Annotated in this window: 19 protein-coding genes and 1 pseudogene; 13 read left to right on the forward strand and 7 right to left on the reverse strand. The window is 72.4% G+C overall.

Annotation, left to right across the window (positions count from 1 at the left end; all coding sequences use genetic code 11):
• Position 1 precedes the first annotated feature (1 nt).
• A complete protein-coding gene (locus OG429_RS13125; protein WP_328925500.1) occupies positions 2–817 on the forward strand; it encodes a potassium channel family protein in 816 nt (271 codons plus the stop codon).
• Here the strand turns inward: OG429_RS13125 and OG429_RS13130 are convergent.
• Together OG429_RS13130 and OG429_RS13135 are read right to left on the reverse strand one after the other, a co-directional pair.
• Positions 798–1,178 (reverse strand): peptidase inhibitor family I36 protein, encoded by a 381-nt coding sequence (locus OG429_RS13130; RefSeq protein ID WP_328925501.1) that lies wholly within the window; start codon positions 1,176–1,178, stop codon positions 798–800. The two genes, OG429_RS13125 and OG429_RS13130, sit on opposite strands and share 20 nt — an antisense overlap.
• Positions 1,179–1,377: 199 nt before the next feature.
• Positions 1,378–2,985 carry an MFS transporter gene (locus tag OG429_RS13135; RefSeq protein ID WP_328925502.1) on the reverse strand — a complete coding sequence of 536 codons (1,608 nt, stop codon included), beginning with the start codon at positions 2,983–2,985 and terminating at the stop codon, positions 1,378–1,380.
• A 138-nt stretch (positions 2,986–3,123) separates the two neighbouring features.
• On the opposite strand from OG429_RS13135, the gene OG429_RS13140 reads away from it, so the two are divergent.
• The 3 genes from OG429_RS13140 (at position 3,124) to OG429_RS13150 (ending at position 6,077) form a co-directional block, all read left to right on the forward strand.
• The gene (locus OG429_RS13140) at positions 3,124–3,804 is read left to right on the forward strand and encodes a TetR/AcrR family transcriptional regulator (protein ID WP_328925503.1); all 681 of its coding nucleotides are present in this window, start codon (positions 3,124–3,126) and stop codon (positions 3,802–3,804) included.
• A 119-nt stretch (positions 3,805–3,923) separates the two neighbouring features.
• The gene (locus OG429_RS13145; protein ID WP_405679988.1) at positions 3,924–5,159 is read left to right on the forward strand and encodes an alpha/beta hydrolase; all 1,236 of its coding nucleotides are present in this window, start codon (positions 3,924–3,926) and stop codon (positions 5,157–5,159) included.
• 75 nt (positions 5,160–5,234) lie between these two features.
• On the forward strand, positions 5,235–6,077 hold the full coding sequence (locus OG429_RS13150) for a DUF4429 domain-containing protein (RefSeq protein WP_328925504.1): 843 nt from the start codon (positions 5,235–5,237) through the stop codon (positions 6,075–6,077).
• Positions 6,078–6,092: 15 nt separating this feature from the next.
• Here OG429_RS13150 and OG429_RS13155 read toward each other — a convergent pair whose 3' ends face one another.
• Both OG429_RS13155 and OG429_RS13160 read right to left on the reverse strand, forming a co-directional pair.
• Positions 6,093–7,118 (reverse strand): aldo/keto reductase, encoded by a 1,026-nt coding sequence (locus OG429_RS13155; protein WP_328925505.1) that lies wholly within the window; start codon positions 7,116–7,118, stop codon positions 6,093–6,095.
• The gene (locus OG429_RS13160) at positions 7,115–7,513 is read right to left on the reverse strand and encodes a MerR family transcriptional regulator (protein ID WP_328925506.1); all 399 of its coding nucleotides are present in this window, start codon (positions 7,511–7,513) and stop codon (positions 7,115–7,117) included. Before OG429_RS13160 ends, OG429_RS13155 begins: the two co-directional genes overlap by 4 nt.
• A gap of 79 nt (positions 7,514–7,592) precedes the next feature.
• On the opposite strand from OG429_RS13160, the gene OG429_RS13165 reads away from it, so the two are divergent.
• Positions 7,593–8,411, forward strand: a complete 819-nt coding sequence (locus tag OG429_RS13165) for a serine hydrolase domain-containing protein (protein WP_328930261.1) — start codon at positions 7,593–7,595, stop codon at positions 8,409–8,411.
• Here the strand turns inward: OG429_RS13165 and OG429_RS13170 are convergent.
• Complete coding sequence (locus OG429_RS13170) at positions 8,408–9,064, reverse strand: pirin family protein (RefSeq protein ID WP_328925507.1); 657 nt, start codon at positions 9,062–9,064, stop codon at positions 8,408–8,410. The two genes, OG429_RS13165 and OG429_RS13170, sit on opposite strands and share 4 nt — an antisense overlap.
• Positions 9,065–9,156: 92 nt before the next feature.
• On the opposite strand from OG429_RS13170, the gene OG429_RS13175 reads away from it, so the two are divergent.
• The 5 genes from OG429_RS13175 to fabF all read left to right on the forward strand — a co-directional run bounded on the left by OG429_RS13175 (position 9,157) and on the right by fabF (position 14,071).
• The gene (locus OG429_RS13175; protein ID WP_328925508.1) at positions 9,157–10,374 is read left to right on the forward strand and encodes a PucR family transcriptional regulator; all 1,218 of its coding nucleotides are present in this window, start codon (positions 9,157–9,159) and stop codon (positions 10,372–10,374) included.
• Positions 10,375–10,463: 89 nt separating this feature from the next.
• A complete protein-coding gene (locus OG429_RS13180) occupies positions 10,464–11,396 on the forward strand; it encodes an ACP S-malonyltransferase (RefSeq protein WP_328925509.1) in 933 nt (310 codons plus the stop codon).
• Between the two features lie 19 nt (positions 11,397–11,415).
• Entirely contained in the window at positions 11,416–12,420 is a 1,005-nt protein-coding gene (locus tag OG429_RS13185; RefSeq protein ID WP_328925510.1) for a ketoacyl-ACP synthase III, read from the forward strand.
• Between the two features lie 57 nt (positions 12,421–12,477).
• Positions 12,478–12,726: an acyl carrier protein gene (locus tag OG429_RS13190; protein ID WP_328925511.1), complete on the forward strand. Its 249-nt coding sequence runs from the start codon at positions 12,478–12,480 to the stop codon at positions 12,724–12,726.
• 79 nt (positions 12,727–12,805) lie between these two features.
• Positions 12,806–14,071 (forward strand): beta-ketoacyl-ACP synthase II, encoded by a 1,266-nt coding sequence (gene fabF / locus OG429_RS13195; RefSeq protein ID WP_328925512.1) that lies wholly within the window; start codon positions 12,806–12,808, stop codon positions 14,069–14,071.
• A 66-nt stretch (positions 14,072–14,137) separates the two neighbouring features.
• On the opposite strand, the gene OG429_RS13200 is transcribed toward fabF, so the two are convergent.
• Positions 14,138–14,632 (reverse strand): DUF3145 domain-containing protein, encoded by a 495-nt coding sequence (locus OG429_RS13200; protein WP_328925513.1) that lies wholly within the window; start codon positions 14,630–14,632, stop codon positions 14,138–14,140.
• Between the two features lie 249 nt (positions 14,633–14,881).
• Between OG429_RS13200 and OG429_RS13205 the strand changes: the two genes are divergently transcribed.
• A complete protein-coding gene (locus OG429_RS13205; RefSeq protein ID WP_328925514.1) occupies positions 14,882–15,778 on the forward strand; it encodes an SGNH/GDSL hydrolase family protein in 897 nt (298 codons plus the stop codon).
• 87 nt (positions 15,779–15,865) lie between these two features.
• Here the strand turns inward: OG429_RS13205 and OG429_RS13210 are convergent, their stop codons facing one another.
• On the reverse strand, positions 15,866–18,355 hold the full coding sequence (locus OG429_RS13210; RefSeq protein ID WP_328925515.1) for a glycoside hydrolase family 3 protein: 2,490 nt from the start codon (positions 18,353–18,355) through the stop codon (positions 15,866–15,868).
• Positions 18,356–18,509: 154 nt separating this feature from the next.
• Between OG429_RS13210 and OG429_RS13215 the strand changes: the two genes are divergently transcribed.
• Positions 18,510–19,088 carry a TetR/AcrR family transcriptional regulator gene (locus OG429_RS13215; RefSeq protein ID WP_328925516.1) on the forward strand — a complete coding sequence of 193 codons (579 nt, stop codon included), beginning with the start codon at positions 18,510–18,512 and terminating at the stop codon, positions 19,086–19,088.
• Positions 19,089–19,098: 10 nt separating this feature from the next.
• Positions 19,099–19,800 (forward strand): annotated as a pseudogene (locus OG429_RS13220) (carbon-nitrogen hydrolase family protein); the annotation flags it as partial.
• Positions 19,801–19,828 lie beyond the last annotated feature (28 nt).

Genomic DNA, 19,828 nt, shown 5'->3' on the forward strand with positions numbered 1-19,828 from the left:
CATGAAGGAACCCTCCCGCCAGGCGCGCTGGGAGCGCCGTACACAGACGCCCCTGCTGGTGCTCGCCCTGGCCTTCGCCGTCGCCTACGCCGTGCCCATCGTCGCGCCCGACGCGGATCCGTCGGTGCACCGGGCGTGCACGCACGCGGAGTGGGTGGTGTGGGGGGCCTTCGCCGTCGACTACCTGGTGCGGCTGGTGCTCGCGAGGGACCGCAGGGTCTTCGTACGGACGCACTGGCTGGACCTGGCCGCGGTGGTGCTGCCGCTGGTCCAGCCGTTGCGGCTGTTGCGGCTCGTCGCCACCTTGATGCTGGTGGGGCGCCGGGCCCGGATGGCTCCGCAGATCCGGCTGACGACCTATGTGGCCGGGGCGGTGGTGGGGCTGCTGATGTTCGGCTCTCTCGCGGTGCTGAGCGTGGAACGGGACGCCCCCGACGGGAACATCAAGAACCTGGGCGACGCGGTGTGGTGGTCCTTCACCACCATGACGACGGTCGGGTACGGCGACCACTCCCCCACGACCGGCCTCGGCCGGGTGCTGGCCGTCGGGCTGATGCTGTCCGGGATCGCCCTGCTCGGTGTGGTGACCGCCAACATCGCCGCCTGGTTCATCGCCCGCTTCGAGCGGGACGACCAGGCGGAGCGGCTTCATGTGGCGGCCCTTCGGGAACTGCAGGCGGAGGTACGGGCGCTGCGCGCGGAGGTCGCGACGCTGGGCGGCGGGGCGGCCGGACCGGCCGGGCCGGCTGATCCGACCGGTCCGGCCGAGCTGGCCGGGGCCCCGGCGCCGCGCGAGGCTACGTCTCCCACACCTTGAACGCCCTGACCTGGTACGGCGACTGCGGCAGCCAGACCCCGTCGCCCGGGTAGGTCTGGAACTCGCCGGTCTCGGCGCACTGCGCCGACTGGTAGGTGGTCACCGGGCGGCCGAGCCGGTTGGTGAGGGACTGGGCGCTGGTCCCCGCGGGCAGGGCGGTGCAGCTGTTGATGTCCAGGGTGCTCAGCTCGTGGGTGTTCCGGGTGCCCTTGAACTCCGGCTTCGCCCACAGGCACAGCTGTCCGGTCGCACAGGCCCCGAGGGTGGCCGGGCCGGCGGCGTGCGCCGCGCCGGACGTGCTCGGGACGAGAGCGGCGAGGGCCAGGCCGGCGACGGCGAAAGTGGTGCTCCACGTACGCATGACGGGTCAACTCCTTGTGGACGAAACGTGCCCCGGGCTGTTGCCGGAGCTCCGCCGACACCACGCTGACCTGCGCCGACGGCCGGGCGGAAGAGGCCTCGGGCAGGTCCACCCTGATAGGCGACAGCCCCGCCGGAACCGTCCGGCAGGGCTGTCGTACGTACGGAGTTGACGCCTCCGCGGGCGCTGGAGCCGGGCCTCAGACGTGCGCGGCGCCCACCCCCGCGGCGGCGTTCTCGCCGCGCTTGGTGAAGCAGGCGACGACGGCGGCGAGGACCGCGACCACGCCGGCGACGGTGAAGGCGGTGCTCATGCCGGACACGAAGGTGTCGTGCGCGACGTCGGCGATCGCCTGCGCGACGGGCTCCGGGGTGCCCGGCTGGACGGGGGCCATGCCGACCTGGACCCCCTTCTCCACGAGAGCCTGCTCCTGCGGGGCGAGCGGAGGCAGCCCGGCGGCGTGCCAGTTGTCCCCGAACGAGTTGCCGACGGCGCTGGCCATGACCGCGCCCAGGACGGCGGTGCCGAGGCTGCCGCCGACCTGCATGGCGGCCTGCTGGAGCCCGCCGGCCACGCCGGACAGCTCCAGCGGGGCGTTGCCGACGATGACCTCGGTGGCGCCGACCATGACGGGCGCGAGCCCGAGGCCGAGCAGGGCGAACCAGAGCGACATCGTGAGCGTGCCGGTGCCCGGGGTCAGCCGGGCCATCCCGAAGCAGGCGACGGCGGTGGCGACCATGCCCCCGACGAGCGGGATCCGCGGGCCGACCCAGGTGATGACGGCGCCGGCCAGCGGCGAACCGACGATCATCATGCCGGTCAGCGGAAGCAGGTGCAGACCGCTGTCGACCGGGCTCATGCCGTGCACGTTCTGCAGGTAGAAGGTGACGAAGAACAGGCCGCCCATGAAGGCGAAGGCCATCAGCACCATCAGCACGGTGCCCGCGGACAGCGGCAGCGAGCGGAACATGCCCAGCGGGATCAGCGGTTCCGCGACCTTCGTCTCCCAGACGGCGAAGAACGCGAAGCAGAGCACGGAGGCGGCGAGGAAGAACAGGGTCTTCCAGTCGCCCCAGCCCCACTCCCCGGCCTTGATCAGGGCCCAGATGAGGGAGAACATCGCGCCCGACAGCAGCAGGATGCCCAGGATGTCGAAGGAGCGGGGGGCGTTCGGAGCGCGGTGGTCGACGAGGATGAACAGGCCCAGGAGCAGCGCGACGACCCCGACGGGGACGTTGATGAAGAAGACGGACTGCCAGCTGCGGTGCTCGACGAGGAGGCCGCCGATGATGGGCCCGGCGGCCGTCGAGGCCCCGATGACCATGCCCCAGATGCCGATGGCCATGTTGAGCTTCTCGGCGGGGAAGGTGGCGCGCAGCAGGCCGAGCGCGGCGGGCATCAGCAGCGCGCCGAAGAGGCCCTGCGCGACACGGGCGGTGATGACGAGCTCGACGCCCTCGGACATGCCGATCACGGCGGAGGAGAGCCCGAAGCCGGCGATGCCTATGAGGAAGGTCTGGCGGTGGCCGAAGCGGTCGCCGAGCTTGCCCGCGGTGATCAGGGAGACCGCGAGGGCCAGCATGTACCCGTTGGTGATCCACTGGATGTCGGCGAGCGAGGCATCGAGGTCCGCCGCGATCGCGGGGTTGGCGACGGCGACGATCGTGCCGTCGAGGGCGACCATCATGACGCCGATCGCGACGGCGAAGAGGGTCAGCCAGGGGTGGCCGCGCAGGCCCGTACGGGCCGGTGCCGATCCTGGTTCCTTGGCGGGCACCTGCTCGTCGACGGTGATCTGACTAGTCATGCGAACAGGCTAGTGACAGCGACTGACAGTTCACAAACGGCTCAGTGGGACAGTCTTTGTCGCGTGGGTCACAGGTAACCTGACCGCTCACCCGGCGTCAGAAGAGCAGAAGAACATCGGAAAGGAGCCCCCCCGGTGATGACCGACGAACGGCCGGCGCCGGCCGCACCGGTGGCGGCGGGCCTGCGCGAACGCAAGAAGCGGCGCACCCGGGACGCGCTGCTGCGCGCCGCCCTGCTGCTCTTCATCTCCCAGGGGTACGAGCGGACCACCGTCGACGAGATCACCGACGCCGTGGACGTGTCGCAGCGGACCTTCTTCCGCTACTTCGCGAACAAGGAGGAGGTCGCCTTCGCCGTCCAGGACCTGGTCGAGTCGCACTTCTTCGCCGAGCTGCAGGCCCGGCCGCCCTCCGAGGGCCCCTTCGCGGCGATGCGGGGCGCGGTGCTCGCCGCCTGGGACACCGTCGAGGAGGCCATCTCCGAGGTGGTCCCCGTCGACCTCTACATGCGCAGCTACCAGCTGATCGAGTCCACCCCGGCCCTCCTCGCCGTGCACCTGCGTCGCTCCACCGAGTTGGAGGAGCGGATCGCCCGGCTGATCGCCGCCCGCGAGGGACTGGACGTGGACGCCGATCCCCGGCCGCGGGTGGCCGTCGCCGCGTTCTCGGGTGTGATGCGAGTCACGGGCCGGCTGTGGGGGCAGGGCGAGGACACCAGCGTGGCCGCGATCCGGCGGATGACCGAGGCGTACCTGGACCAGATCGGCCCCGCCCTGGCTGCGGATTGGCGCCGTACGCCCGCCACGGGCCGGGACTGACCGGCGCTGCCGGGGCCTGCCGGGCAGCAGGGTGACCGGAGTTGTGGAGCGACCCGGTGGGCCGTGAGTCCCGTCACCCGGGGCGCCGTGGCCGGAAGGCGTCTCCTACGCTGGTCGCAGTGAAACTGTCAGGCCTTGCCCACCCCACCGCCCCCGGCGCCGACCCGCGCCCCGCCGCCCTGCGCACCCTGCTCGCGCTCGCGGTGGTCTTCGTCCTGCTGGCGACCACCGGCTGGACGGCCGTGCACCGCCCCGAGGGCGGCACCCCGCTGCGGGCCGCGAGCCTCGCCTCCTGGGCCGCGGCCCGGGTCGACGGCCGCCCGGTACCGCCCGCGGATGCCCCCGTACGGACGGTGGCCCGCTTCTTCGCCGGGCTCGACGACGCCCAGCGGGCCCGGCTCGCCGACGGCTACCCCTTCGTCGTGGGCAATCTCGGCGGGGTCCCCGCCGACACCCGCTACCGGGCCAACCGGATCGGCCTGGAGCAGGCTGTCCAGGTCGAGGAAGCCCGCGGCCGCGACGTCGCCCTGACCCCGGCCGACCGCGCCACGGCAGTCCGCCGCTCCCACCGCTTCGCCTCGCTCGCCGAGCCCCGCCGGCAGATCCTCACCTTCGACCCCACCGGCGACGGCCTCGTCGCCGAGGTCTTCGGCGACCTCGACGAGGCCCGCCGCGTCTCGGTGATCGTCCCCGGCGTCGACACCGACGCGCTCACCTTCGAGCGCACCCAGCGCCGTTTCACCGCCCCGGTCGGCATGGCCGAGTCCCTGTACCAGGCCCAGCGCGCGGCCGCGCCGGACAGCCGGACCGCGGTCATCGCCTGGGCCGGCTACACCGCTCCCACCGGGGTCGGCATGGACGCCGCCACCGGCCGGATGGCCGTCGACGGCGCCGCCCGGCTCAGGGCGCTGACCATGGCCCTGCCCGGGGACTCCCGCGTGGCGCTGTTCTGCCACAGCTACGGATCGGTGGTGTGCGGCGTCGCCGCGCACGAACTGCCCGCCCGCGTGACGGACGTCGTCGTGGCGGGCAGCCCCGGGATGCGCGCGGAGAACGTTGCCGGACTGCACACCTCGGCCCGGGTCTGGGCCACGCGGGACGAGGGCGACTGGATCGCGGACGTGCCGCACCTGGAGGTCGGCGGGCTGGGCCACGGTGCCGATCCGGTGTCCCCGGCGTTCGGCGCGCGGCTGCTGTCCTCGGCGACGGCCAAGAATCACACCGGCTATTTCACGCCAGGGACCGACTCGGTGGACAACTTCGCCAAAATCGGAACCGGCGCGTTCGCCTCCGTGGTCTGCGCGACCGGCGACGACGCGTGCCGCCGTGGAACTTCCGGAACAGAGACGGACTGACGCGCGTAGAGGAGCGGAAATCGGCCCTCGCGCCGAGGGGGACGTGCGGGGACCTCTCCCCTTACCATGTGCCGCATGGGTGACGTACTGGCCGGAAACCATGCCGTCTGGGAGTTCGACTCGGACTCGGTGCTCATCCGCTTCGCACGGGGGATAAGGACGCCGAGACTCTTTCACGCCCTCGGCTCGCGCCGGATCCCCGTGGAAGCGGTGTCCGGGGTGACCGTGACCGCCGGGAAGCGGGACACGGTGGTGCTGCGCGCCCGCCCTCGGCCGGGCGCCGATCCACTGATGGAGGCCGCGGCCGGGCAGCTGAAGGAGTCCTGCGACCCGTACCGGCTCGTGCTGCCGGGCGAGCGGGCCCCGCGCGCCGCCGCCTTCGCCGAAGCCCTGCGCCTGCGGCTCGGGCCGGACGCCGCCGAGCCGGCCGACCGCTTCCTGGTCGACGTACCCGGCCCGCCGCGGCACCTGAAGGCGTACGACGCGCGGGTGGGCTTCGACGGCTCGGCGGTCGCCTTCCACTGGTCCCGTACGGGCGCCACCTCCACCAAGTGGAAGGCGGGCGACCAGCGTTACCCCCTCTCGGCCGTGACCGGCGTGGAGTGGAGGTCCCCGGACGGATCCGGCGGGCACCTGCGGCTGCTGCTGCGGGAGCGGGACACCGCCGCCGACCCCCGGCCGGACCACGACCTCGCGGCCGCCGTCTTCGGCGTGGGGTACGGGGCGGCGCACGAGTCGCTGCCGTTCGCCGCGGCGGTCCTCGCCGCCGTGCGGGGCCGCGCCGCGGTGTCCGCGGTCCCCCGGGCCCGCTCCGGCGACGACCGTCTGCGGCACCTGAGCGAGCTGTACTCGGAGGGGCTGCTCACGGACGCCGAGTACACGGCACTGCGGGATCGTTTCGCCGCCGATTCCCGGTAGGCCGGGCCAGGGCGGTCAGGCTTCGCGGGCCGCCGAGGTGAAGGTCATGTCCGGGTAGCGGTCGCCCGCGACCTGCGAGGCGATCGGCTCCAGCAGGGCCAGTTCCGCGTCCGACAGGGTGATCCGGGCCGCCGCGACGTTCTCGCGGACGCGGACCGCCTTGCGGGTGCCCGGGATCGGGACGACGGTCAGCCCGTGCACCCGCGCCCGCTGCTGCACCCAGGCCAGGGCGATCTGCGCCGGGCTCGCCCCGCGCGCCTCGGCGATCGCCCGGACCGGTGCCAGCAGAGCCGCGTTGGCCTGCGCGTTGTCACCGGAGAACCGCGGCTGGTGGCGCCGGAAGTCGTCCTGCGACAGCTCCACGGACGCGTCCGCGAAGGCCCCGGTCAAGAAGCCCCGGCCCAGCGGCGAATACGGCACGAAGGCCACGCCCAGCTCGGCCGCCGCACCCACCGCGCTGCGCTCCACGTCCCTGCTGAACAGCGACCACTCCGACTGCAGCGCCGCGATCGGGTGCACGGCGTGCGCCTCGCGCAGTTCCGCGCCGGTGACCTCGCTGAGCCCGAGGTGGCGCACCTTCCCCTCCCGCACCAGCTCCGCCATGGCGCCCACCGACTCGGCGAACGGCACGGCCGGGTCGCGCCGGTGCATGTAGTAGAGGTCGATGACGTCCACACCGAGCCGGCGCAGGCTGTCCTCCACCGCCCGGCGGATGTACGGGCGGTCGTTGCGCACGCCCCGGTAGTGCGGGTCGTCGCTCCGCTCTATGGCGAACTTCGTCGCCAGGGTGATCTCGTCCCGGTGCGCGGCCACGAACGGAGCGAGGAACTCCTCGTTCCGGCCCTGCCCGTAGGTGTCCGCGGTGTCGAAGAGGGTGACCCCGGCGGCCAGCGCCGCGTCGAGGGTCTCGCGGGCCGCCACCTCGTCGGTGTCCCCGTAGAACTCGCTCATGCCCATGCAGCCGAGGCCCTGGACGCCGACCAGCGGGCCGCCCTTGCCGAGTTCGGCCTGCGCGAGGGTGGTGCCGTCGTACTCCGTCATGACTGTGCCTTCCCCGCGATCTCTTTCATCGCATAAAGATCGATCTTGTAGTCCAGTACGGCCAGCGCGTCCGTCAGCTCCGACAGCCTCGCCCGCACGTCGCGCCGCGTCCGCTCCAGCAGCTCGCGGCGCTCGTCGACCGTGTGCTCGCCCTCGCGCACCAGTTCGGCGTAGCGGACCATGTCCGCCACCGACATCCCGGTGGCGCGCAGCTTGCCGACGAAGGCCAGCCAGTTCAGGTCCCCGTCGCTGAAGCGCCGCTGTCCCGAGTGGGAGCGGTCCACGTGCGGCATCAGGCCGATCCGCTCGTACCAGCGCAGCGTGTGCTGGGTCAGCCCGGTCCGGGCCTCGACCTCGCTGATCGTGTACCGCGTCTGCATCAGGCTCTGGTCCATGGCCTCCACGCTAAAACCCTTGAGCGCACTCCAAGCAAGTAGGCTCGGCCGCATGGAGAGCTTGGAGGCCGTGAACAGCATGGAAAGCCTGCGGATCATCGAGAGCTGGCCGGTGCCGACCGCCGCGGCGGCCGCCGTACGCGCCGACGGGAGCCTGGCCGGTTCCCACGGGCCGGTCGACCACCGCTTCGCCCTGGCCTCGGTCACCAAGCCGCTCGCCGCGTACGCGGCCCTCGTCGCGTACGAGGAGGGTGCGATCGAGCTGGACGAGCCGGCCGGACCCGAGGGCTCGACGGTCCGTCACCTCCTCGCGCACACCAGCGGGCTGGCCTTCGACGAGCACCGGGTGACCGCCCCGCCCGGGCAGCGCCGGCTGTACTCGAACGCCGGTTTCGAGGTGCTCGGCGACCACATCACCAAGGCCACCGGCATCCCGTTCACCGAGTACGTGCACCAGGCGGTGTTCGAGCCGCTGGGCATGACGGCGACCACCCTGGAGGGCTCGCCCGCCAAGGACGGCGTCTCGACCGTCCGCGACCTCGTGCGGTTCGCCGCCGAACTGCAGGCGCCCCGGCTGCTCGACGTCCGCACGGTCGCCGCGGCCACGTCCGTGGTCCACCCCGGCCTCAAGGGCGTCCTGCCGGGGTACGGGCACCAGGCGCCCAACGACTGGGGGCTCGGCCTGGAGATCCGCGACGGCAAGTCCCCGCACTGGACGGGCGGCTCCTCCTCGCCGCGCACGTTCGGCCACTTCGGCCAGGCCGGCACCTTCCTGTGGGTGGACCCGGACGCGCGCGCCGCGTGCGTGGCCCTGACGGACCGCGCCTTCGGTCCGTGGGCCGTCGAGGCCTGGCCCCCGTTCACCGACGCGGTCCTGGCCGAGCTCGCCGCCCGCTAAGCGGGAAGCTCCCAGATCAGCAGCTCGCCCGGGGACCCGGCGACGATCTCCAGGTCCCGCTCGCCGGTGATCCGGACCGAGTCCCCCGGGCCGAGTTCCTCGCCGTCCAGGCGCAGGTCCCCGCGCACCACGTGCAGGTACACCCGGCCCGCCGCCGGTACGGGGACCCGCTCGCCCGCGCCCGGGCGCCGCACGTGCAGCACGGCGCCGGCCCCGGGCACCTCGCAGGGTGCGGCGTCGCTGACGTCCCGGATCACCTCGTACGAGGGCTCCCCGCCCGCGGCGAGCGGCGCCAGCCACATCTGCACGAAGCGGAGCCGCCCGGTGCCGTCGTTGCGCTCCACGTGCCGCGCCCCGGATCCGGCGCTGAGCCGCTGTATGTCCCCCGGCCGGACCACGCCCTTCTCGCCGGTGCTGTCCTGATGGGTGAGCTCGCCTTCGACCACCCAGGTGACGATCTCGGTGTGGCTGTGCGGGTGCTCGTCGAAGCCGGCGCCCGGGGCGAGGGTCTCCTCGTTGCAGGCCAGGACCGGTCCGAAGCGCAGGTTGTCCGGGTCGTAGAAGGACCCGAAGGAGAAGGCGTGCCGGGTCGTGATCCCGGCGGCCGGGTCCCCGCCCTCGTACCGGTCGGCGCCGCGGCGTACATCAATCATGGGGGCCACCGTAGCCCCAGCCACGGGAGGGGGCCCGGCCCGGACACGGGACCGGACTCCGCACAGCGTTCCCGATAAGGCAGTCTTGTCCCGTGCCCCAACCCGAACGTGAGCATTCCCCCGCGACACACACCGCGCATCCCGCGCCCGTCCATCCGCATACCGCGACGCTGCGCCGACTGGAGAAGTCCTCCGGCCGGCTCGCCGCCAACGCGATCGCGCGGATGGACGAGACCCTGCCGTGGTACCGGGCGATGCCCCCGGAGAACCGGTCCTGGATCGGCCTGGTCGCACAGGCCGGTATCGCCGCGTTCACGGAGTGGTTCCGGCACCCGGAGACCCCGCAGGCGATCTCCACCGACGTGTTCGGGACGGCTCCGCGCGAGCTGACCCGGGCGATCACCCTGCGCCAGACCGTCGAGATGGTCCGCACCACGATCGAGGTCATGGAGGCCGCGATCGACGAGGTGGCGGCCCCGGGCGACGAGCAGATCCTGCGCGAGGCGCTGCTGGTGTACGCCCGGGAGATCGCCTTCGCGACGGCCCAGGTGTACGCGCAGGCCGCCGAGGCGCGCGGGGCGTGGGACGCGCGGCTGGAGTCGCTGGTCGTCAACGCGGTGCTGTCCGGCGAGGCCGACGAGGGCGCGCTGTCGCGGGCGGCGGCGCTGGGCTGGAACTCCCCGGAGCACGTGTGCGTGGTGCTGGGCACCGCGCCGGAGGGGGACAGCGAGCTGACGGTCGAAGCGATCCGGCGCGCAGCCCGCCACCACAAGCTCCAGGTCCTCACCGGTGTGCTCGGGGACCGCCTGGTGGTCATCGCGGGCGGCAGCGACAACCCGATGCAGGTCGCGAAGTCGCTGATCGGACCGTTCGCGGCCGGCCCGGTGGTGGCCGGCCCGGTGGTGCCCGACCTGCTGAACGCGACGAAGTCGGCGCAGGCCGCCGCGGCCGGGCTGAAGGCCTGTACGGCGTGGCAGGACGCTCCGCGCCCGGTCCTGGCGGACGATCTCCTGCCGGAGCGCGCGATCGCCTCGGATCCCTCCGCCCGGGAGCAGCTGGTGGAGGAGATCTACAGACCGCTTGAAGAAGCGGGCTCAGCTTTGCTTGAGACGCTGAGCGTGTACCTGGAGCAGGCGAGCAGCCTCGAAGGGGCTGCTCGGATGCTGTTCGTGCACCCCAACACGGTGCGCTACCGGCTGCGACGTGTGACCGACGTCACCGGCTGGTCACCCTCTGATGTCCGTTCGGCGTTCACTCTGCGGATCGCCCTGATTCTCGGGCGTCTAGCCGACGGCGATCCTCAGTCCTAGACTTTTGTCGGACATCAACAATTACCCCGACGGTTCTTGGTCCCTGTCCCCACGGGCGGCAGGGTCCATCCACAAGAGAGAGTGTGAGGGTGCTCGTACTCGTCGCTCCCGGCCAAGGCGCTCAGACGCCCGGCTTCCTGACTCCCTGGCTCGACCTTCCCGGTGCCGCTGACCGCGTCGCCGCATGGTCGGACGCCATCGGGCTCGACCTTGCCCACTACGGCACGAAGGCCGACGCGGACGAGATCCGCGACACGGCCGTGGCCCAGCCGCTGCTGGTCGCCGCGGGTCTGCTGTCCGCCGACGCACTGGCCACTTCCCATGGACACGGCCGTTCGGCCTTCGGCGCCGTCGCCGGCCACAGCGTCGGCGAGATCACCGCCGCCGCGTACGCCGGTGTGCTCGACCACGCCGACGCGCTGTCGTTCGTCCGTACCCGCGGTCTGGGCATGGCCGAGGCCGCCGCTGTCACCGAGACCGGCATGGCAGCGGTCCTCGGCGGCGATCGTGACGTGGTCGTCGCACACCTGGAGAAGCTGGGTCTGACACCCGCCAACATCAACGGCGCGGGCCAGATCGTGGCCGCCGGCACCATGGAGCAGATCGCTGCCCTGGAGGCCGACAAGCCCGAAGGCTCCATGAAGGTCGTCGCCCTCAAGGTCGCGGGCGCCTTCCACACGCACCACATGGCCCCCGCGGTCGCCACGCTGGAGAAGGCCGCCGAGGCCCTCTCCCCGGCGGACCCGGCGCTGAAGTACGTCTCGAACAAGGACGGCCTCGTCGTCACCACGGGCGCCGACGTCGTCGCCCGCCTGGTCGGCCAGGTCGCGAACCCGGTCCGCTGGGACCTGTGCATGGAGACGTTCGCGGAGCTGGGTGTCACGGGGATCATCGAGCTGTGCCCCGGCGGCACTCTGACGGGTCTGGCCAAGCGCGCGCTGAAGGGCGTACCGAGCGTGGCCCTGAAGACCCCGGACGATCTCGACAAGGCCGCGGCGCTCGTCGCCGAGCAGACGGCCTGAGAGAAGGAGCCCACACAGCATGTCCAAGATCAAGCCGGCCAAGGGCTCCCCGTACGCCCGCATCCTCGGTGTCGGCGGCTACCGCCCGACCCGTGTGGTGCCCAACGAGGTCATCCTCGAGACGATCGACTCGTCCGACGAGTGGATCCGCTCCCGCTCGGGCATCGCGACCCGGCACTGGGCCTCGCCCCAGGAGACCGTCGCCGCGATGTCGGTGGAGGCCTCGGGGAAGGCACTGGCCGACGCCGGTGTCTCCCCCGAGCAGATCGGTGCCGTGATCGTCTCGACGGTCTCGCACTTCAAGCAGACCCCGGCCGTCGCGACCGAGATCGCGCACCGGATCGGCGCGGTCAAGCCCGCCGCCTTCGACATCTCCGCGGGCTGTGCCGGCTTCGGCTACGGCCTGACCCTGGCCAAGGGCATGGTGGTGGAGGGGTCGGCGGAGTACGTGCTCGTCATCGGCGTGGAGCGGCTCTCGGACCTGACCGACCTTGAGGACCGCGCGACGGCCTTCCTGTTCGGTGACGGCGCCGGCGCCGTGGTCGTCGGCCCCTCGGACGAGGCGGCCATCGGCCCCACGGTGTGGGGTTCGGAGGGCGACAAGTCCGAGACCATCAAGCAGACCGTGCCGTGGGACGAGTACCGGAGCAAGGACAGCGCCGAGAAGTTCCCGGCCATCACGCAGGAGGGTCAGGCGGTGTTCCGCTGGGCCGTCTTCGAGATGGCCAAGGTGGCCCAGCAGGCTCTCGACGCCGCCGGGATCACCGCCGACGACCTGGACGTCTTCATTCCGCACCAGGCAAACATGCGGATCATCGACTCGATGGTGAAGACTCTGAAGCTGCCGGAGCACGTCACGGTCGCCCGTGACGTGGAGACGACCGGCAACACCTCGGCCGCCTCGATCCCGCTCGCTATGGAGCGGCTCCTGGCGACCGGAGCGGCGAAGAGCGGCGACACCGCGCTCGTCATCGGCTTCGGGGCGGGACTCGTCTACGCCGCGACGGTCGTTACTCTCCCCTAGGACCGGGAACCACATTCCGGTCCTGCTTTACCCCGTTACCCAGAGAAGGAGCGCCACATGGCCGCCACGCAGGAAGAGATCGTCGCCGGTCTCGCGGACATCGTCAACGAGATCGCCGGCATCCCCGTCGAGGACGTCGAGATCGACAAGTCCTTCACGGACGACCTGGACGTCGACTCCCTGTCCATGGTCGAGGTCGTCGTCGCCGCCGAAGAGCGCTTCGACGTCAAGATCCCGGACGAGGACGTCAAGAACCTCAAGACGGTCGGCGACGCCGCGAGCTACATCCTGAAGCACCAGGCCTGAGCCTGACGAGCGTTTGTCGCCACCTGGCGGTGGCGCCGTGACAATTCAGCACCCCCTGAGACGTGGAGAAAGAATTCCTGTGAGCCCGACCAATCGCACCGTGGTCGTCACCGGTATCGGCGCAACCACTCCGCTGGGTGGCGACAGCGCTTCGACCTGGGAAGGTCTGCTCGCCGGCCGTTCCGGCGTAAAGCCCCTCGAGGGCGAGCGGTTCGCCGAACTCCCGGTCCGTATCGCCGCACCGGCCGCCGTGGACCCGAGCGAGGTCCTGCCCCGGCCGCTGGCCCGCAAGCTCGACCGCTCGGCGCAGTTCGCCCTCATCGCGGCCCGCGAGGCCTGGGCCGACGCCGGCTACACCGCCCCCGCGGGCGAGGACGCCGGTATCGCGCCCGAGCGCCTCGGCACCGTCATCGCCTCCGGCATCGGCGGCGTGACGACCCTGCTCGACCAGTACGACGTGCTGAAGGAGAAGGGTGTGCGCCGGGTCTCCCCGCACACCGTCCCGATGCTCATGCCGAACGGCCCGTCGGCCAACGTGGGCCTGGAGGTCAACGCCCAGGCGGGCGTGCACACTCCGGTCAGCGCCTGCGCGTCCGGCGCCGAGGCCATCGGCTACGCCGTCGAGATGATCCGTACCGGCCGTGCCGACGTGGTCGTCGCCGGCGGCACCGAGGCGGCGATCCACCCGCTGCCGATCGCGGCGTTCGCCAACATGATGGCGATGTCCAAGAACAACGAGAGCCCGACCACGGCCTCCCGCCCGTACGACAAGGCCCGCGACGGCTTCGTCCTCGGCGAGGGCGCCGGTGTCGTGGTCCTGGAGTCCGCCGAGCACGCCGCCGCGCGCGGTGCCCGGGTCTACTGCGAGGTGCTGGGCCAGGGCCTGTCCGCGGACAGCCACCACATCGCGCAGCCCGAGCCGACCGGCCGCGGTGTCGCGGCCGCGGTGCAGAACCTGCTCGACAACACGGGTCTCGACCCGGCCGAGCTGGTCCACCTGAACGCGCACGCCACCTCCACCCCGCAGGGTGACACGGCCGAGCTGAAGGCCCTGCGCAAGGTGCTGGGCGACGACCTCGACCACATCGCGATCTCCGCGACCAAGTCGATGACCGGTCACCTGCTGGGCGGCGCGGGCGGTATCGAGACCGTCGCGACCGTGCTGGCGCTGCACAACCGGCTGGCCCCGCCGACGATCAACCTCGACGACATCGACGACGACATCGACGCGGACATCGTGCGCGGCGAGCCGCGCAAGCTGCCGGCCGACGGCCCCATCTCGGCGATCAACAACTCGTTCGGCTTCGGCGGACACAACGTGACCCTCGCGTTCCGCACCGTCTGACCCCGTACGCACGAAAGGGCCCCGCCCGGCATCTGCCAGGCGGGGCCCTTCGCGTGTACGGGCCGCTCAGACGACCTGGTGGAGCCAGCGCACCGGGGCGCCCTCGCCCGCGTAGCGGAAGGGCTCCAGTTCGTCGTCCCAGGGCTTGCCGAGCAGTTTGGCGATCTCCGCCTCCAGGTCGGTCTCGCCCTGTGCGGACCGGGCGAGGGCGGCGCGCAGCCGATCCTCCGGGATGAGGATGTCGCCGTGCATTCCGGTGACGGCGTGGAAGATGCCGAGCTCCGGGGTGGAGCTGTAGCGCTCCCCCTCGGCGGTCGGACAGGGTTCCGCGGTCACCTCGAAGCGCAGCAGGTGCCAGCCGCGCAGCGCGGAGGCGAGTTTCGAGGCGGTGCCCGCTTCGGCCTGCCAGGAGAACTCGGCTCTCCAGGTGCCCGGGGAGGCGGGCTGCCTGATCCAGTCGAGGTTCACCCGCACCCCGAGCACGCCCGCCACAGCCCATTCCACGTGCGGGCAGAGCGCGCGCGGTGCGGAATGCACGTACAGAACTCCACGTGTCGTCACCGGGACCTCCAGTGTGGGACGAGGTCGGGAATAAACTCCAGAAAACGGACAGTATGTGACGTGATGTAATGTAACGGAAATTATTTGACATTGCGCAACGGGACCTGCGGCCGAAACGCCACGGGAAAAAGCTACCGTGCGTCAGAGGTCATGGTGTGACGTACGGTCGCTCCAAGGCCCGTAAACACAGAGCTTTCACTCAGCAGGACCCCCCGAACGATGCGGGGGCGTCGAAGGGGAGACCATCCGATGCGCACCACCGCTCCGCGCCGCCGCGCGCGCCGGACCCTCGCGGGCGCGGGAGCGGCGGCCGTCCTGCTGGCCGGAGCGGTGACGGGGTGCGGGCCGAGCGGTTCGGGCGACGAGGGCGAGCGCGGGGCCCAGGCCGCGCCGCGCTGGAACACGGCGCCCACCTCGATCGCGGCGGTGGGCGACTCCATCACCCGTGGTTTCGACGCCTGTTCGGTGCTCGCCGACTGCCCGGAGGTCTCCTGGGTCACGGGCAACGACCCCGCGGTCCACTCCCTGGCCGCGCGGCTGCTCGGGGAGGCGCAGGCACCCGTCCACAGCTGGAACCACGCGGTGACGGGCTCGCGCATGGCGGACCTGCCGGGGCAGCTGGCGGAGGCCGCCGGACACAAGCCCGACCTGGTCACGGTGATGGTGGGCTCGAACGACGCCTGCCGGCCCGCGGCTTCGTCGATGACCCCGGTGGCGGAGTTCCGGGCCAGTTTCGAGCAGGCCCTCGCGTCGCTGCGGGCCGCGTCCCCCGCCACCCAGGTGTACGTCTCCAGCGTGCCGGACCTCCAACGGCTGTGGGAGCAGGGCAAGGACGACCCGATGGTGCGGAAGATCTGGAGCCTGGGCATCTGCCAGTCGATGCTCGCCGATCCGCTGTCGGCGGCCTCGGGGGCGACGGCCCGGCGCGAGCGGGTGCGGGCACGGGTGGTCGAGTACAACGAGGTGCTCCGCGAGGTGTGCGCCAAGGACGCGCTGTGCCGCTACGACGGCGGTGCGGTCTTCCAGTACCCCTTCGCGGCGGACCAGTTGAGCCGCTGGGACTGGTTCCATCCGGGCAAGGACGGGCAGGCGCGGCTGGCGGAACTGGCCCACCGCCAGGTGACGGCGGCCGAACCGCCGCGTTGACGCCGGTGGGCAGGGGGCGGGCGTCAGGACCCGCCCCCTGCCCGGTTTTTGGGGGTGTTTTCCGGCCATTCCTGTTGTTACGGTGTGTTACGGGATGTCGAGCGTGGCCGACAGCCGCGTATCGCCGTGCGAGTGGCTCGCGCGGACCTCGTAGGTGCCGCCGATCCGCTGCCAGCCGCGGGTCTCCTCGTCCCAGATCTCGAAGGCCCGGGCGGGCAGGGCGATCTCGGTCTCGACGCTCTCGCCGGGGCCCGCCTCGACGCCCGCGAAGGCGGCCAGCCAGCTCGCCGGGCGCTCCACCGTCGCGCTCCGCGCGCCGTCGGACCCGGTCACCACGGGCGCCAGGTAGATCTGAACGACCTCGCGGCCGGGCCGGCTGCCCGTGTTGGTGACGCGGACCCGGGCCGTGGTGCCGGTGACCTCCAGGGACTCGTACGCCCAGTCGGTGTAGCCGAGGCCGTGGCCGAAGGGGAAGGCCGGAGTGATGGACCCGGCCTCGTACGCCCGGTAGCCGATGAAGAGCCCCTCGCGGTACTCCAGGCGCCCCTCGGTGGGCACGACCTCGGCGACGGGCGCATCGGCGAGCCGGGCCGGCCAGGTCGTGGGCAGCCGGCCGCCGGGCTCCGCGTCCCCGAGGAGTACGTCGGCCAGCGCGGCCCCGCCCTCCTGCCCGGGGAACCATGTCAGCAGTACGGCGGCCACCTCCTCGCGCCACGGGAGCTCGACCGGGGAGCCGGCGTTGACGACGACCACGGTGTTCGGGTTGGCGGCGGCGACCGCGCGGACCAGGTCGTCCTGACGGCCCGGCAGGGTGAGGTCTCGGCGGTCGAAGCCCTCGGACTCCACGCGCTCGGTGGTGGCGACGACCACGACGGCGGTGTCGGCGGCGCGGGCGGCCGCCACGGCCTCGGCGATCAGCTCCTCCGGGTCGCGCCGCGGACCGAGGTGGAGCAGCGAGAACATGATCGCCTTGAGCGGCATCGCGGTCATGTCGGGGACCTGGTAGGTCAACGACACCTCCACCGGCTCCCCCTCGGTGAGGGTGAGCCGGGCGCGCTCGCTGGGGGCGCCGAAGAAGGCCTCGAACGGGTCGGCCTCATCGCCCATCTCCTGGACGCCGTGCCACAAGGTCTCGCCGCCGACGGCGAGGGTGAAGGCCCCCAGCCCCCGGGTGCCGAAGGCGTGCTCACCGCTCTCCCGCGGCACGAACGTCCCGGTGACTTCGATGGTGGCCATCGTCTCGTACGCGGCGCCCGCGGGCAGGTCCTCGCCGATCCACTGGACCTGGCCGGACGGGAGGCTGCCTTCGCCGAGGACGGCGCCGGAGGCGTCGCGGCAGACGGCGCGGAGCTCGAAGCCCTGCCCGGCGGGGGTCAGTTCGTCGGAGGGGTCGGCGCCGAGGGCGTAGGTGGGCGGTACCCCTGACCGGTCGCGGAGGGCGGCGGTGAGGCCGTCGAGCGGGGAGACGACCCGCTCGGGGAAGACGGTGGCGGAGCCGCCGCCGAGGACGCGGGCATCACGGGCGGCGGCGCCGATCAGGGCGACGGTGCGGCCTGCGGCCGCGTCGAGCGGCAGCACCGGGTTTTCGTCGAGCGCGGCCTCGTTGCGGACGAGGACGAAGCCGCGGGCGGCGAGCTCGCGGGCCAGCGCCTGGCCGTCGATGGCCTCCGGGGCCTCGGCGACGACCGCGGGGGCACCTTCCAGGACGCCGACGCGGGCGGCGAGCCGCAGCACGTTGCGTACGGCCGCGTCGACGGCGGACTCGGGAACCTCGCCGGCGCGGACGGCCTCGGCGAGGGCGCTTCCGTAGACGGTCTGCGGGCCGGGCATGGCCACGTCGAGGCCGCCCTCGATGTCGCCGGTGGTGGCGCGGGCGGCCATCCAGTCAGAGACGTTGTACCCGTCGAAGCCCCATTCGCCGCGCAGGACTTCGTTCACCAGGTACCGGTGCTCGGTCATGGTCGTGCCGTTGACCTGGTTGTAGGCGGTCATGATGCCCCAGGGATGGGCATTGGCGACGATGGCCTCGAAGGGCGCCAGGTACAGCTCGCGCAGCGGGCGCGGGGCGATGACGCTGTCGACGGTGAAGCGCTCGGTCTCGGCGTCGTTGCCGACGAAGTGCTTGACGGTGGTGCCGACCCCGCCGTCCTGGACGCCGTTCACATAGCCGGTGCCGATGGCGCCGGTGAGGTAGGGGTCCTCGGAGTAGCACTCGAAGTGGCGGCCGCCGAGCGGGGAGCGGTGCAGGTTGACGGTGGGCGCGAGGAGGACGTGGACGCCCTTTCGGCGGGCCTCCTGGGCGAGGAGGCGGCCGGCGCGGCGGGCGAGCGCGGGGTCCCAGGCCGCGGCGAGCGCGGTCGGGGAGGGCAGCGCGATGGACGGGTCGTCGGCGGTCCAGCGCACGCCGCGCACCCCGATGGGGCCGTCGGACATGACCAGGGACTGAAGCCCGATCTCGGGGAGGGCGGGCAGGGACCACATGTCCTGGCCGGCCAGCAGGCGGGCCTTGGTGTCGAGATCCAGCTTGCCCAGCGCCGCCTCGACGGCGTTCTCGCGGGCCTGATCGGCATCGGTCACAGCCGTGCCTCCTCGTTGGGTGCGGTGCGGGTGCGGTGCGGTGCCCCCATCGTGGACCGGATACCTGGCAAGCGGTAGGGTTCGTAATCTCTTCGTGATACACGAATGGCGTACGGTCCTGCTGGCAGCTGTGAACGGAAGGGGTGCCGGGGCGATGGTCAGGGCAAGGAGCGAGGAGCGTCGCGGGGAGATCGTCCGCGCGGCCCTCGAAGTGATCGCGGAGCGCGGCTACCGCGGCGCGTCGCTGGGCGCGGTCGCCGAGCGCGTGGGCCTGACCCAGCAGGGGCTGCTGCACTACTTCCCGACCAAGGAGGCCCTGCTGGTCGCGGTGCTGGAGGAGCGCGACCGCTGGGACACGGGCGGCGGCTCGCGCGCCTCGGCCGGCAGCTGGCGCCTGGACCTGCTGGCCTCGCTGGTGGAGTACAACGCCATGCGCCCGGGCATCGTGCAGACCTTCTCGGCGCTGCTGGGCGAGAGCGTCACCGAAGGGCACCCGGCGCGGGAGTTCTTCACCGAGCGCTACGCCCAGGTCCGCGGCGAGATGGCGGCGATGCTGCGCGCCGAGTTCGGCGAGCGCCTCCCCTCGGGCCTCACCCCGGAGCAGGCGGCCCCGCTGCTGGCGGCCGTCAGCGACGGCCTCCAGTACCAGTGGCTCCTCGCCCCCGAATCGGTGGACATGCCCGCCGCGTTCCGCGCCTTCCTCACCCTGCTGAGGGGCCCGGACGCCCCTTAGGCTGAGCCGGGTGAAGATCGCCGCAGCGCAGCTGACCTGCGTACCCGCCGACGTCCGCGCCAATGCCGCGCAGGCCGCCGGCCTCGCCGTCCTGGCCCGTGAACAGGGCGCCGAGCTGGTGGTGTTCCCCGAGTTCACGCTCACCGGCTACGAACTGGACACGCTGGCAGCCGACCCGGGCCTGTGGACGGGCGCCGACGATCCCCGGCTGGACCCCTTGCGTTCCGCCGGCATCGCCACCGCGGTCAATGTCGCCCTGCCGACCGGCGGCGCGCGGCCCGCCATCGCGACGCTGGTGCACGACGCGGACGGCGCGCACGTGACCACGTACGCCAAGCAGCACCTCTACCGGCACGAGCAGGGCGTCTTCCGGCCCGGCGAGCACGACGGGCGCTTCGAACTCGGCGGGATCCGCTTCTCGTTGGGCGTCTGTTACGACAACCACTTCCCGGAGCTGACCGGCCGCGCCGCGGCCGACGGCTGCCGCGTCCACCTCGCGAGCTCCCTCTACGGGACGGGCGACGGGATCCACGAGCGCGCCACCGTCCACCCGGGGATCGCGAAGGAGCACGGCCTGTACGTCGTCCTCGCCAACCACGTCGGCCCGGCGGGCCCGTGGACCGGGTGCGGCGGCGCGGCCGTATGGGGCCCGGACGGTGCGCTGCTGGCCGAGGCGGACGACCGTACGCCGTCCGTGGTGACCGTCGAGGTCGCGGTGGCCGGGTCTGACGACCCCGGCC

This window comes from Streptomyces sp. NBC_00190 (assembly GCF_036203305.1).
In the GTDB taxonomy this organism is placed as follows: domain Bacteria; phylum Actinomycetota; class Actinomycetes; order Streptomycetales; family Streptomycetaceae; genus Streptomyces.